Raw genomic sequence first — 13,649 nt, forward strand, 5'->3', positions numbered from 1 at the left:
TTAGGCTTCTCCCGCTTCAAGATTGTTCAAAAAGGGCCTGAATCCGCGCTCGCCCAACCAGTACTGAATCAGGTTGCTAACGCCACGGCTGGTGAGTGTTGCTCCACTCAGACCGTCAACCATATGCGTTGCTTCCATTTCATTGCTTCGATTGACTGAACCTTTTTTGACGGCCAGCTGAACACTGCCCTGATCGCCATAGACTTCCTTGCCGACAAACTGTGCTTTCCAGTTTGGGTTATCAACCTCGCCACCCAGACCCGGTGTTTCTGCATGCTCGTAGAAACCCAGCCCCTTGACGGTATTGAGGTCGCTGTCCAAAGCAACGAATCCCCACAGAGTTGACCAGAGTCCATAGCCTCGAATCGGAAGAATCAGAGTCTGTAAGGCCCCTTCGCTGTCGCTGATCAGATACACCTCGGTGTACTGCTCGCGACGCTTGATACCGGCAATATCATCTGAAGCCGGGATCGATTCAGACAACGCCGGATCACGAATCGCATCACGCGGATCGTAGTTTTCTGTATCGAACTCATCTGAAAACGCACCGGTTTCCAGATTGACGAGACGGGTTTCGACCTGCTCGAATTGTTCCTGCACCGATACGCCATCCTGCAGCAAACCAGCCGCTGCAAGAATATTACGACGCAAATCCAACTGGCGATTTTCCTGTTGAACCGGGCGCAAAACCACGGCGGCAGTCGATACGACAATGGCGCAAGCCAGACAAACCAGCAAGGCTACTTTGAGTACATTATTAATGGAGTCTTTATTACTGGACACGAGCAAGCCTCCGTTTGATGTTTCGCTCAACCACGAAATAGTCGATGGTAGGTGCGAAAATATTAGCGAACAGAATGGCCAGCATGATGCCCTCCGGGAAGGCCGGGTTAACGACGCGAATCAGAACGGTCATTACACCAATCAATATACCGAACCAGATCTTACCGGTGTTGGTCATTGAACTGGATACCGGGTCGGTCGCCATGAACATCATACCGAACGCGAAGCCACCAATAACCAGGTGCCAGTACCAGGGCAGGCCAAACATGGGATTGGTGTCGGAACCGATCATATTGAACAGGCTGGACAGCAAAATCATACCGACCAGCGTCCCCAGCACTATGCGCCAGCTTGCAATCCCCATGATAAGCAAAACAGCGCCGCCAAGCAGGATCATCAACGTTGAGACCTCGCCAACAGAGCCCTGTTGAATACCCAAAAAGGCATCCAACCAGGTCAGGCTGCCCAGCATGCCTTCTACCAAACCGCTGCTAAAAGCAGAGCTCAGCGCAGTGGCACCAGAGAAGCCATCAACGGCTGTCCATACCGCGTCACCGGACATACTGGCCGGGTATGCAAAGTACAGGAAAGCACGACCAGTCAGTGCTGGGTTCAGGAAGTTCTTGCCGGTTCCGCCAAACACTTCCTTGCCCACAACCACACCGAAGGTAATACCCAAGGCGACAGCCCACAGCGGCAAAGTCGGCGGGCAGATCAGCGCAAACAACACCGACGTCACAAAGAAGCCTTCGTTGACTTCGTGGCCACGTACCATGGCAAAAGTGACTTCCCAGAAGCCCCCCACGATGAAAGTGACCGCATAGATGGGGACAAAATAGGCCGCCCCGTAGATCAGGTTATCCCAAATACTGGAAGGATCGTGGCCGGCAAACAGGCTGATCAGCGCTTCACGCCAGCCCTGATTGACCGCCATACCCGCTTCAATTGCCGTATTGGCTTGAAAGCCAAGGTTCCACATACCCCAGAACATGGCTGGAAAAGTACACAGCCAGACTGTAATCATGATGCGCTTCAAGTCCAAACCATCACGCACGTGGGCCGTGGTGCGGGTAACGGAGTTAGGCATATAAAAGATAGTGTCTACGGCTTCGTAAAGCGCGTACCACTTCTCGTGCTTGCCGCCCTTTTCAAACAGCGGCGCCATGTTATCTAACGTTGAACGTAATCCCATGCCTTACCCCTCCAGCTCGATGCGAGTCAGATTTTCCCGCAGGATCGGGCCATATTCATACTTGCCAGCACACACATAAGTGCACAGCGCCAGATCTTCTTCATCCAACTCCAGCGCACCCAGCTTCTCGGCCGAGTCCAGATCACCCACAATCAGTGCTCGCAGCAACTGAGTCGGCAGAATATCCAGAGGCATAACCTTCTCATACTGCCCAACCGGGACCATCGCCCGTTCCGAGCCGTTGGTTGTGGTGTTGAACTCAAACGTTTTGCCGCGCATTAACTTGGACAAGTAGATGTTCAGAATCGAATGACGGTTTTTACCCGCATGCAGGTAATGCAGAATCGGTCGCTCCCGACCTTCAGCCAAGACACTGACCTGAGAGTGATAGCGCCCGAGGTAGGCGGCTTCTTCCAGGCCACCACGACCACCAAACACCGAGCCGGATATCAGTCGATTTTCACCGTCTTTCAGCTCGTCGCGGGTCAGCTCGACCAGTGAGGCGCCTACACGTGTGCGAACCAGGCGAGGCTCTTTCACTTGTGGGCCGGCCAGAGCGACTACGCGATCGGTTGGCAGAACACCGTTAACAATCAGTTTGGCCAGAGCGATCACATCCTGATAGCCGATCGTCCAGACGACCTTGCCAGCGTGGACAGGCTCGAGAAAGTGGATATGGGTCCCGGCGTTACCGGCAGGGTGGAGTCCGCCGAATTCTTCGATCGAGACGCCATCAGCGGACGGGATCTGACTGCCCGGTGCCTTGCATACCCAAACCTTACCTTCGGTCAGCTTGGTCAACAGTGTAAGGCCCTGAGCAAAAGCTTCCGAATCGGTTGAGATGATCGCTGCCGGATCAGCCGCCAGGGGATTGGTGTCAATCGCCTGAACAAAAATGGCTACTGGCTCAGAGTCAATGGCGGGCACCTTGGAGTAGGGCCGCGTCCGAAAAGCGGTCCAGGCACCCGATTTCACCAGCGTTTCACGCAAGGCCTCTCTGGTTAGCGCTCCAAACTGGTCAGCCGGTGTCGCGCCAAATTGCTCATGGTCGTCTCCGTCAAGCTCGATTACCAGAGACTGGAACAAACGGCGGGCACCGCGATTAATAGCCTTCACGAGGCCGGAAGCTGGCGCTGTGTAAACAACCCCTTCATTTTTCTTGTCGCTAAAGACAGGCTGACCCAACTTTACCCGGTCGCCCTCCTTTACCAACATGGTCGGCTTCATCCCATTGTAGTCGTAACCGACCAAAGCCACTGTGCTGACCGGCTGACCATCCGAAATTTCCTGACGCGGAGCGCCGGAAATGGGCAAGTCGAGCCCTTTCTTGATCGTTATCATAGTGTGCTCTGTCCAATGATTCGCGCTGTTCGCCCGGCCACGCATGGTGCCCGGACATCAACGGAGATCAACTATTGCTTTCAGGCTGGCCAAATCCGAACCGATTAATGCCTTTGAAGACATAATGCCGGCACGACGGCAAACCCACCCCAAAAAATCGTGCATAAGTATAAAGATCAGTGGTTTGGATGGCTACCATAGTATGAGATTCCTTTTTTTGCCGACTTCCCCGCAAAACCGGGCCTGACGGGCTGATTGGCTCGCCACAGCGCTGGGCGCTGCCCACCAAGTCTGCTAGCATTCGCGCCCTGTTCCGACTGACTTGATAACTCTAGCCCATGCACAACCCTTCGCTGAATATTCCTCACCAGCCTGGTGATCACCGTCACATTGGCCAGCTCAATGGTGCTGCCACGGGCTGGTACCTCGCCCAGGTCATGAAACATCATGAGGGCACCCTGCTGCTGATCGCCGATACACCGGCTGATGTTGATCGCCTGGTGCAGGAGTTGACCGTATTTAAAGGGTCTGAGCCCTGGGATATCCTGGTATTTCCAGACTGGGAGACCCTGCCTTACGATAACTTTTCACCCCACGAAGACATCATATCGGACCGGCTCAGCGCACTGAACGCACTCGCTAAAAACCCCAGGGTGATCTGCATTGCCAGTGCCGCCAACCTGAGCCACCGGTTGGCGCCCACTGAAGCCATCATAGGTACCGCGTTCGACTGGCACCTGGGCCAGACTGTCGATATCGCTCAGCAGCGCCGGCAATTGGAGTCTGCGGGCTACAGGGCAACTGACACTGTATATCAACACGGTGAATTTGCGGTTCGCGGGTCGATACTGGACATATTTCCAATGGGCTCAGAGCAGCCTGTCCGCGTCGATCTGTTCGATGATGAAATCGAGTCAATCAGGCACTTCGACCCTGAAACCCAGCGCTCCGGTGATCCAATCACGCGTATAACGCTGTTGCCAGGCCGGGAAGTACCGCTGACCGAGACAGGCATCAGTCGTTTCCGACAAGCCTTCCGGGAGCGATTCGAAGCCGATTTCTCGCGCTGCCGGACTTACATCGACGTTAGCGAGGGAATCGCCCCGGGCGGCATCGAATATTACCTGCCGCTGTTTTACGAGCGTACTGACACTTTCTGGGACTATTTGCCGGAGCAGGCACTGATCGCTCACCAGTCGACGCTGGTCGATCAACTCGACCACTTTTGGCTGGAAGTCGAAAGCCGGTACGAGAACCGACGACACGACATCACCCAGCCCATTCTACAGCCAACCGAACTGTTCACACCGAGCAACGAGGTGTTTACCCGGCTCAACCAGTTTCGACGGCTGTCGCTGAGCACGGCGGCGGTTCGCGAGCAAAGTGGACACCTCAATCTGAGCACTGCCGCTCCTGCCGACTATCCGGTGGACCATCGGGCCCAGGAACCGCTCAACCGTCTCGAATGTTTTCTGAAAGAGACCGAACACAGAGTGCTGTTTTGCGCGGAATCACTGGGGCGTCGCGAGTCTCTAAAAGCATTGCTCGCGCGCATACGTGTCAGCCCCGAACCTTTCGACACCGTGTCCGCATTTCTTGAACGGTCCGATGCAAGCGTAGGGTTAACCGTTGCACCACTGAGTCAGGGCCTGGTGTTAACCGATGCAGACATTACCCTGATCAGTGAACCCCAGCTGTTTGGCGACTATGTCGTGCAGAAAAAACGCCGGGATCGCGCCCAGTCAGACCAGTCTGATCAGGTTATCAGGAACCTGACTGAATTAAGCCCGGGCAGCGCCGTCGTTCACCTCGACCACGGCGTAGGCCGATACCAGGGCCTGGAAACCCTAGAACTGGACGGACAAGCCCAGGAATTTCTAAAGCTCAGCTACGCAGAAGGCAGCAATTTATACGTCCCCGTCAGCAACCTGCACATGATCAGCCGGTATTCGGGGGCCGACACCGATAGCGCGCCTTTGCACAAGCTGGGACACGACCGCTGGAGCAAAACCAAACACAAGGCTGCCGAGAAGATTCGTGATACGGCCGCTGAATTGCTGGCCCTGTACGCCACCCGCGAGTCACGCCGGGGGCACGCTTTCCCGTTTGAAGAGACCGAGTACGCTCAGTTCAGCGCTGGCTTCGGGTTCGAGCCGACTGACGATCAGGCCGATGCCATCGAGGCAGTCATCAAAGACATGCGCCGCCCCCAGCCCATGGACCGTCTAGTCTGTGGTGACGTTGGCTTCGGCAAGACCGAGGTCGCCATGAGGGCAGCATTCATAGCTGCCAATGCGGGCAGGCAGGTAGCCATACTGGTGCCTACCACCCTGCTTGCCCAACAACACTATGAAAATTTCAACGATCGCTTCGCTGACTGGCCGGTACGAGTCGAAGTCCTCAGTCGCTTCCGCAACACCGGAGACACCAAATCGGTCATCGATGGCATCACCGACGGCAAAGTAGACGTTGTGGTTGGCACGCATAAGCTGTTGCAAAAGGACATCAAGTTCAAAGACCTGGGGCTGCTCATCATTGATGAGGAACACCGGTTCGGTGTCACCCAGAAAGAGCGGATAAAAGCCTTGCGCGCCAACGTTGATATCCTAACGCTCACTGCCACCCCCATCCCCAGAACCCTGAATATGTCGATGTCAGGTGTGCGGGATCTCAGCATCATCGCCACCCCTCCGGCACGCCGCTTGTCGGTCAAAACCTTCGTGCGAGAGCGTGATGACGCCCAGGTTAAAGAGGCGCTGTTGCGTGAAATACTCCGGGGTGGCCAGGTGTACTATTTGTACAATGAAGTCAGCACCATCGAACGGACCGCCCAGGCACTACGAGAGCTGGTGCCGGAAGCCCGAATTGTTACTGCCCATGGCCAGATGCCCGAACGCCAGCTTGAACGGATCATGTCTGACTTCTACCACAAGCGATTCAATGTCCTGTTATGCACAACCATTATTGAAACCGGCATCGATGTGCCCACAGCCAACACCATACTAATCGAACGGGCTGATCGCTTCGGTCTGGCCCAGTTGCACCAGCTAAGAGGCCGGGTCGGTCGATCACATCACCAGGCCTACGCCTACATGATGACGCCGCCCTGGAAAACACTGACCAAAGATGCCCGAAAACGACTGGAAGCCATTGGCGAATCCCAGGACCTGGGCGCCGGCTTCACCCTCGCCACCCATGACCTGGAAATACGGGGCGCCGGAGAATTGCTGGGCGAGGAACAAAGCGGACACATTGAAGGCATTGGCTTTTCCCTCTATATGGATATGCTGAATAAGGCGGTCAAAGCCATTCAGAGAGGCGAAACGTTCAACCCAGAGGATTTGGACAACCCGGGCGTCGAAGTCAACCTGCGCATACCGGCACTGATACCGGCGGATTACATTGGCGACATCAACACCCGTCTTACACTCTACAAACGGATTGCATCCAGTGAGGATGCCGAACAGCTGCGCGACCTGCAGGTTGAGATGATCGACCGGTTCGGCCTGCTGCCCGAGCCGGTCAAACATCTGTTCCTGGTAACTGAGCTGCGTCAAAAGCTCGAACCGATGGGCGTGCAACGAATTGATATCGGCCTTTCTGGTGGCACCGTAGAATTCAGTAAACACACCACGGTTGACCCGTTCACGCTGGTTCAATTAATTCAAGCCCAACCGCACCGCTTTAAATTGAAAAATGGCACAATGCTGCACGTTATTACCGACAGTCCGACACCGGCGTCACGGTTTGACACGGTTGAAGAAATCATCACACTGGTCAGCAGGAAACCTCAATGAGACACTTCATGACCGTTCGAACAATGTGTATTGCCCTGCTGGCGGGCCTGGCCTGCCAACCTGTGAACGCAGAATTTGAGGGCAGCTGGTTCCAGATTGAGGTGCTGATTTTCGAGCATACCGGCAGTCGCCCGGAAAACCCTGAGCAGTGGCCAACCTACCCCAGTCTCGAGCGACGCTCGCCCGCCGTAGTGATCGCCGAGCCAGACTCACAGACCGACACCGTCGAATCAGCGAATTTAGACCAGGCACCGATTCCTTTCACGCCTTTGAGCGAACCTGAATGGACGCTCGCAACAGAAAAATCGGCACTCGAAGAGAGCCGGAGTTATCGTGTGTTGTATCACCAAAGCTGGGTACAGCCCGTGCCGGGTCGCAACAATGCCACCTCCATCCGCATAGACGCTGGCGACACCTATGGCAGCCAGCATGAACTGCAGGGGTACCTGGAACTCTATGTCGAGCGATACCTTCACCTTAACACCGATCTGCAATTGGTTCGTTACACACAGACCGACAATCCATTTAGGCTGATTGACGACAACGACAACGCTCTCGCAGGCAATGCCAGCGCCCCCTTCATGGGGCTGAGCCTGGACCAGGAGGCCAATGCGATAAGCAGCAGCGCCTTTAACAGTGACATCATTACCACTAAGAACAATCAATATTATGTGGCCACTGAAAGCATCGGTATGAAACAGCGTCGACGCATGCGCAGCACTGAACTGCACTACATCGACAATCCGGAATTGGGCTTGCTGATTTACATCGTTCCGATCGAGATCGGCTCCCCGACCGACTCAGGCACTCCCGACTGAGCTGCAATCGAACAGAGACCTTTCCATGCATCCATAAAAAAGCCAGCAGTCGCTGGCTTTTTTATGGATTACTACATTACCCAACAAACTGGCTGCGCCAGTCATGATCAATCGGAATAAAACCGGTTCACAGAAGATTGCATGATACGTTTCACCCGCTCCATTCCAGCCGCCAGATTCTCATCGATTTCTTTGATGGTGATAACCCCCTCGCCTTTGCCTGCCGCCGGATTAACAACAACCGATAAGCTGGCATACCGTAATTTCAGCTCTCGGGCTAGCGCCGCCTCAGGCATACCGGTCATCCCGACCAGATCGCAACCATCCTGTTCCATTCTGAAAATCTCAGCGACCGTTTCCAGTCTTGGCCCCTGAGTCGCCCCATAGACTCCGCCGTTAATAACCGGTTCGGACACCTCTTTTGCTGATTTAAGCAACAACTGTCGCAGGCTTTCCGTGTAGGGGTAACTGAAATCGACGTGAGTCACCCCGGAAAGTTCACCCTCGAAAATAGTGGATTCCCGGCCATGGGTGTAATCGATGATTTGCACCGGCACAACCAGTGCCTGGCTGGTCATATTGCGAGTAATGCCACCCACTGCATTGATCGCGATTACATCGGTGGCATACAGGTTCTGCAATGCCCACAAGTTCGCGCGGTAATTCACCTGATGCGGCGGTACTCGGTGCGGATGGCCATGTCGCGCCAGAAACAGAACCCGACACCCATCGAGTTCGCCTTCCAGTATCGGGGCTGAAGGTGATCCAAAAGGTGTCTGAACATCGTGCGCGTTGGAAATGGTAAGCCCCGGTAGCTGTGTCAGTCCGGTTCCGCCTATGATTGCCAGTGTTTCAGACATACCTTACCTCGTTTCCAGTAACTGTAGCCGCTGACAGAACCGGACATCCGGAGCTGACAAGACAGGCCAGGCTCTTCAGAGGGTGCCATCGACCGAATGGTACAACCCCGCTCCCAAAACATAATGCTGGTCTCCCCGCCTGGACTCGAACCAGGATTTAAGCCTTAGGAGGGCCTCGTTCTATCCAGTTGAACTACGGGGAGGTACCGGGACATTGTAACGGCCCTCGCCAGACAAGGAAACCCGTTTGCGAACAGAGACTTACCGACGTTCATGAGTCACTGGCACGTATTCAACCGGGCGACTAACCCGTTATACTCACCCCATTCACCTTAGCGGAGCTTGCTTGATGACTTCAGAAACCGATCTGGACGCGCTGGCCGATTGGCTGGAAGACGACCTTCGCAGCGAAGACTGTCTCGACATACACGGCCTGCACGGCTACCTGACCGCGCTGGTCATCGCCCTGGAGCCGTTATCGGACGAGTGGCTCAATGACACCCTGGGCCAACCGCTGACTGATCTGCCAGACACCGAAGCCCGGCAGTATGCCGACCAGTGTGTGACACTTTACCAGGAGATTTCAGACGAGCTCTATTCAGATGACCAGGTCGCACTGAGCTTCGAGCCGGACCCTGAATGGGAAAATTCCGACATGCAAGCCTGGGCCGTCGGCTTCATGGAAGTGGTGTTTGCCCTGCCAGAGCGGTTCACCCACTCCAGTGAAGATGATCTGGCGACACTGCTGCTGCCCATAGAAGTCGCATCTGGCCTGTTTGCCGAAGAAGCCGACTACCGGCCGCTGTACAGGAACAAGGCCTTACTCAGCCAAATGTTCAACGACATTCCAGACATTTTGACCGACCTGTACCTTCTGCTAAACAGCCCTGCATAAAAGACCCGAGACCGATGGTTGAGCATCAGCCTTGTCGGCTACCGCCCCGGCAATCGGGTGATGCCGGGGCTTCGCCCTGCCATTCGTCGGGCGCATAAGCATGTATCGCCAAAGCATGAACCGGACCCGCCAGTTCATCCTGAAGCAACTGATATATTTTTTGATGACGCTGAACCGCGCGTAACCCCGAGAACCCATCACTGACAATTTCGACCCGAAAGTGAGTTTCACTGTTCTCGGGTACAGAATGCTTGTGACTCTCGTTGTCGACACTTAAATGCAAGGGCGACAGTGCAGCCAACTTGTGCTCGATGGTAAGTGCAATAGACATGATCAGGCTCGCTTGAACTGGAACTGTGAATTAGAGGACCTAGTGGGCCATACGAGGGGTTCTCGACCACTGCGGGTGTCGCCAGACTCGCACGTTGCCGTTGGCGTGGCTTGACCACGGCGACCCTTACGCAGCGACACAATGCCCCACGCAGGCTGACGCCAAACGGGTAGCCAGCCAAATAGGGCTCCCCCTGAAGTAGATCAAGTCGGGACGGAAACCCAGGTTTCAAGGGGTCTGAACCGTTAGAGAGCCAGATCAGGAACGCTTCAATTGCGCCTGATACTCCATCATCGCGGTAGCCTCATAGGTCATTTGCAACAACCGGGCATCTTCGCCCGCCCGATGATGACTGAGCGCTTGTTCGGATCGGATTCGTCGTTTTGTCTCATCCCATACCGATAATTGGTATTCAGAGAGGATTCGCGGCAAGGTTTCAAGTCGGAACGTCATGGTACGTCGGGCACAATAATACAACAGAGCGAGCCAGCCCGAATCGAAACCCCAGCCGTCACTGTACAGAATCTGCCCTTCCAGCATCTCATTCAGATGATCGGCTATGGTGTCGACGCCCACACCTTCCAGTGACAGTTGCGCCCGGGTTATTCCGTGAAGTTGGGCTGCTTTGTCATCCCAGTGATCCCAGTCAGACTCGGGGCGCACCAACCAGGAAAGCGCATCGCCGGTTTCTGTCGCCACACCAATCTCGATCGGATAGCTGCCCCGCCCAAATCCGGATGCTTCAATGTCAATAATGCCTGGCAATAACATCGGTGTGGGTATCTCTCTCCATACTGTGGTGTTGGGCCATGGTGAGCTGGCCACATGACTGAGTGGATGTTGACATCAGTGTCCGGTAGTTGACCAGAGTAGCAACACTGGGTCAGCTATCGGACAGAGAATTACGCATTCTACCCGAAAAGCAAGAAGCTCTCAGGATGCGGAAAAGGTGCGTTCAATCAACCCTGGCGTTAACACCTGAGGCAACAATTGCACCGGTCCACCATCACCGGGAAAGTAAGCATAGAGAGGAACGCCCTGTCGGTCAAAGCGAGCAATCAGCGCGTCGACTTCGGGAGAGGGGTTTGTCCAGTCGGCTTTCATCAATTGGACACCCTGTTTCTTAACCAGGGTTTCGAACCGGTCACCGGACAAGGCAACCCGCTCATTGGCTTTACAGGTGATACACCAGGCCGCTGTAACATCCAGAAACACAGGCTGGCCAAGCATTTGGTAGCTATCAAGCATGGCGGCATCGTAGGGCTGCCAGATATCGATCTGCTGGCGTTGATCGAACACCATTACAAAGGCAAACGCGACCAATGCCACCCGAAGACCGCGTTTAAAGAATCGCGCCAGGAACCCATTAGCAGACGAAACGGTCAGCGCCGGCCAGATAGCCATAGTCAGTAGAATAAGGCCGATACCCACTGACAGTAGCGCCGTTGTTCCCTGAATCTCGATCAATACCCACAGCAGCCAGAGAACGGTAGCGAACAGAGGGAAGGCCATCAACTGACGAAATACGTTCATCCAGGCGCCTGGCTTCGGCAAACGACGCGCCAGTCCCGGCAGGTAAGTAATAGCGAGAATCGGCAAGGCCATACCAAAACCCATGGTCGCGAAAATCAGCAATCCGATGGCTGGTGGCTGTAGCAGAGCAAATCCGATGGCCGAGCCCATGAAGGGGGCTGTGCAGGGCGTAGCAACCAGTGTTGCCAACACTCCGGTGAAAAACGTACCCGAGGCGCCGGGTTTTTGCGTCAGAGTTTGTCCGGCGCCCATCAACCGCTGCCCTACTTCTACATAGCCGGCCATGGCCAGCGCCAACACGTAGAACAACAGAATCAATCCGGCCACAAAGAACGGCGACTGCAACTGAAAGCCCCAGCCCACCCAGGTACCAAACTGCCGAAGCAGCAGCAGAACCGCCGCTACGGCCATAAAACTGAGAACCACGCCCAGCGTGTATATCCAACCGTGAAGGCGCGAGTGGTGCGTGTCCTGCCCCCACTGAGCCAAATGCATTGCCTTGAGCGATAAAACCGGAAACACACAGGGCATCAAATTCAGGACCATGCCACCCAGCAGCGCAAACACCAGCGCCAGTGCAAGCGACAGACTTGCCACATTTGAACCCGCTTGTCCGGTGGTATCAAATGCGCCACCCGGCGCTGAGCCTAGCGGGGAGCTACCAGAGGTTCCTGATACCGACATAGCCATCGCATTGCCGTTAATATCAAAAACCCGGGTTTGAGGCGGGTAACACAAGCCGGCATCAGCACAACCCTGATACACGACCTCTACAACACCCTGGTCAGCCAGGATCGGGTAATCTGCGGTCATGGTATCGTAATAAACCGGCATTATTTCCTGAAACGTCTCGTCGTACCTTTCGATAACGTTGAAGGATAATTGACCGCCTCCGACTTCTGCGCCTTCCCGGGTGTCGACTCGATGCTGATCACGATACAGGTAATACTCATCCGCGATATCCCAGTGCAGAGACAACTGGTCGCCGCTGCGCTCAACGGTTAACTCAAAGGCTTCATCCACCGGTAAAAACTCCGATGCAATAGCATTACCCAGTACAGCCACACTAACCAGCAGGACGGCACACAGTTTGGGGATTACGGACAGGTGCTTAATCATTGAGTGTTAACCTTGAACCTTTAGTCATTTGGGATCTCGTTTGGGGCGGCCAGCGTTCCAGATACTTTACCCGCTGAGTTACATAGTAAAAAAGGTACATCCAGGGCGACCAGCCAGCTTTCGGCATCTTTACCTTTAAGCATGGCAATCGTGGCCAAACTGCCCGCCATAATACAGTGGTCGGCTATGACTGTGACGGCACGGGGTGCTTGTTCAACCGGCCAGCCAGTATTGGGGTTCAGAATATGACTATAGCGCACACCCTGGTGAGTGAAGCCCCGCTCGTAATCACCACTGCTGGCCAGTCCCCCCTGGTTTAGCGCCACCCGAGCCATGGCTCGAACATCCCCCCCGGGATCCCGAACACCCAGCAACCAGGGCTGGCCGTCCGGTTGAGGCCCGGTTACCGCGATATCCCCGGCCAGATTAGCCATGCCGCTATAACCAGCTTCGTTCATCATCGTCACCAGACGATCTGCCGCAAACTCTTTAACAATACCGCCAAAGTCGAGCTCCATGCCTGGCGCTAGCTGCAAACGCTGCCCATCCCACGCCACTCGCTCCCAGCCTATCAGGGACTGGACGGAGGCCAACTCAGCCTCCCCTGGCACTCGGCGTTGTTTAAAATCCCATACACGCCGCAATACACCAGCGGTAACATCAAAAAGACCGTCACTGAGCCAATAGCAGTGGTCTGCGTAGTTCAACAAACCGGCACACTCGGCATCAACACCCTGGACGGTACCCGCATTGCTGTTTATAACCGATACCAGACTGTCCTGACGATAGCGCGAATAACGCAGCTCCAACCGAACGACCTCGGCTTCAAGCAGGTCCAGAAAACTCTCCGGGGCCTCAAATACCGCCAGATCACAGGGTCCGCCCATGCCTTCAAAATGGCGCAACCGAGGCTGCTGCGATGCGGCTGGCATCATTGGTAGACCACCATCAGCACAAGCCTGTTTTTGTGTAGTACCCAA

Annotated in this window: 11 protein-coding genes and 1 tRNA gene; 3 read left to right on the forward strand and 9 right to left on the reverse strand. The window is 55.0% G+C overall.

Going from position 1 to position 13,649, the window contains the following annotated elements; genetic code table 11:
* The 3 genes from G565_RS0105270 to G565_RS0105280 are packed head-to-tail and all read right to left on the reverse strand — an operon-like array spanning position 1 to position 3,316.
* Complete coding sequence (locus G565_RS0105270; protein WP_028670010.1) at positions 1-783, reverse strand: Na(+)-translocating NADH-quinone reductase subunit C; 783 nt, start codon at positions 781-783, stop codon at positions 1-3.
* Positions 773-1,975: an NADH:ubiquinone reductase (Na(+)-transporting) subunit B gene (locus G565_RS0105275; RefSeq protein WP_028670011.1), complete on the reverse strand. Its 1,203-nt coding sequence runs from the start codon at positions 1,973-1,975 to the stop codon at positions 773-775. The genes G565_RS0105270 and G565_RS0105275 overlap by 11 nt, the downstream gene beginning before the upstream one ends.
* 3 nt (positions 1,976-1,978) lie before the next feature.
* Positions 1,979-3,316 (reverse strand): Na(+)-translocating NADH-quinone reductase subunit A, encoded by a 1,338-nt coding sequence (locus G565_RS0105280; RefSeq protein ID WP_028670012.1) that lies wholly within the window; start codon positions 3,314-3,316, stop codon positions 1,979-1,981.
* Between the two features lie 338 nt (positions 3,317-3,654).
* On the opposite strand from G565_RS0105280, the gene mfd reads away from it, so the two are divergent.
* Positions 3,655-7,113 (forward strand): transcription-repair coupling factor, encoded by a 3,459-nt coding sequence (mfd, locus tag G565_RS0105285; protein WP_028670013.1) that lies wholly within the window; start codon positions 3,655-3,657, stop codon positions 7,111-7,113.
* Between the two features lie 8 nt (positions 7,114-7,121).
* Positions 7,122-7,931 (forward strand): CsiV family protein, encoded by an 810-nt coding sequence (locus G565_RS0105290; RefSeq protein WP_169579617.1) that lies wholly within the window; start codon positions 7,122-7,124, stop codon positions 7,929-7,931.
* A gap of 107 nt (positions 7,932-8,038) precedes the next feature.
* Here G565_RS0105290 and G565_RS0105295 read toward each other — a convergent pair whose 3' ends face one another.
* Both G565_RS0105295 and G565_RS0105300 read right to left on the reverse strand, forming a co-directional pair.
* Positions 8,039-8,791, reverse strand: coding sequence for an S-methyl-5'-thioinosine phosphorylase (locus G565_RS0105295; RefSeq protein ID WP_028670015.1), 753 nt, complete (start codon positions 8,789-8,791; stop codon positions 8,039-8,041).
* 127 nt (positions 8,792-8,918) lie between these two features.
* Positions 8,919-8,994: transfer RNA gene (locus G565_RS0105300), tRNA-Arg, on the reverse strand.
* A gap of 146 nt (positions 8,995-9,140) precedes the next feature.
* Here G565_RS0105300 and G565_RS0105305 point away from each other — a divergent pair.
* Positions 9,141-9,686, forward strand: a complete 546-nt coding sequence (locus tag G565_RS0105305) for a YecA/YgfB family protein (RefSeq protein ID WP_028670016.1) — start codon at positions 9,141-9,143, stop codon at positions 9,684-9,686.
* Between the two features lie 25 nt (positions 9,687-9,711).
* On the opposite strand, the gene G565_RS0105310 is transcribed toward G565_RS0105305, so the two are convergent.
* The 4 genes from G565_RS0105310 to G565_RS0105325 form a co-directional block, all read right to left on the reverse strand.
* On the reverse strand, positions 9,712-10,017 hold the full coding sequence (locus tag G565_RS0105310; RefSeq protein WP_028670017.1) for a BolA family protein: 306 nt from the start codon (positions 10,015-10,017) through the stop codon (positions 9,712-9,714).
* A 258-nt stretch (positions 10,018-10,275) separates the two neighbouring features.
* Positions 10,276-10,788: a 3'-5' exonuclease gene (locus G565_RS0105315; protein ID WP_028670018.1), complete on the reverse strand. Its 513-nt coding sequence runs from the start codon at positions 10,786-10,788 to the stop codon at positions 10,276-10,278.
* 162 nt (positions 10,789-10,950) lie between these two features.
* Positions 10,951-12,669, reverse strand: a complete 1,719-nt coding sequence (locus G565_RS23075) for a protein-disulfide reductase DsbD family protein (protein ID WP_051207381.1) — start codon at positions 12,667-12,669, stop codon at positions 10,951-10,953.
* A 20-nt stretch (positions 12,670-12,689) separates the two neighbouring features.
* Positions 12,690-13,604, reverse strand: a complete 915-nt coding sequence (locus G565_RS0105325) for an FAD:protein FMN transferase (protein WP_211227130.1) — start codon at positions 13,602-13,604, stop codon at positions 12,690-12,692.
* Positions 13,605-13,649: the final 45 nt, after the last annotated feature.

The sequence above is a fragment of the Saccharospirillum impatiens DSM 12546 genome (genome assembly GCF_000423605.1).
GTDB classification, from domain to species: domain Bacteria; phylum Pseudomonadota; class Gammaproteobacteria; order Pseudomonadales; family Natronospirillaceae; genus Saccharospirillum; species Saccharospirillum impatiens.

Excerpts from the sequence above, each read along its gene's own strand:
- G565_RS0105290 (WP_169579617.1), top strand. The coding sequence starts at position 7,122 with ATGACCGTTCGAACAATGTGTATTGCCCTGCTGGCGGGCCTGGCCTGC.
- G565_RS0105325 (WP_211227130.1), bottom strand. The coding sequence starts at position 13,604 with ATGATGCCAGCCGCATCGCAGCAGCCTCGGTTGCGCCATTTTGAAGGC.
- mfd (WP_028670013.1), top strand. The coding sequence starts at position 3,655 with ATGCACAACCCTTCGCTGAATATTCCTCACCAGCCTGGTGATCACCGT.
- G565_RS0105310 (WP_028670017.1), bottom strand. The coding sequence starts at position 10,017 with ATGTCTATTGCACTTACCATCGAGCACAAGTTGGCTGCACTGTCGCCC.
- G565_RS0105305 (WP_028670016.1), top strand. The coding sequence starts at position 9,141 with ATGACTTCAGAAACCGATCTGGACGCGCTGGCCGATTGGCTGGAAGAC.
- G565_RS23075 (WP_051207381.1), bottom strand. The coding sequence starts at position 12,669 with ATGATTAAGCACCTGTCCGTAATCCCCAAACTGTGTGCCGTCCTGCTG.
- G565_RS0105280 (WP_028670012.1), bottom strand. The coding sequence starts at position 3,316 with ATGATAACGATCAAGAAAGGGCTCGACTTGCCCATTTCCGGCGCTCCG.
- G565_RS0105315 (WP_028670018.1), bottom strand. The coding sequence starts at position 10,788 with ATGTTATTGCCAGGCATTATTGACATTGAAGCATCCGGATTTGGGCGG.
- G565_RS0105275 (WP_028670011.1), bottom strand. The coding sequence starts at position 1,975 with ATGGGATTACGTTCAACGTTAGATAACATGGCGCCGCTGTTTGAAAAG.
- G565_RS0105295 (WP_028670015.1), bottom strand. The coding sequence starts at position 8,791 with ATGTCTGAAACACTGGCAATCATAGGCGGAACCGGACTGACACAGCTA.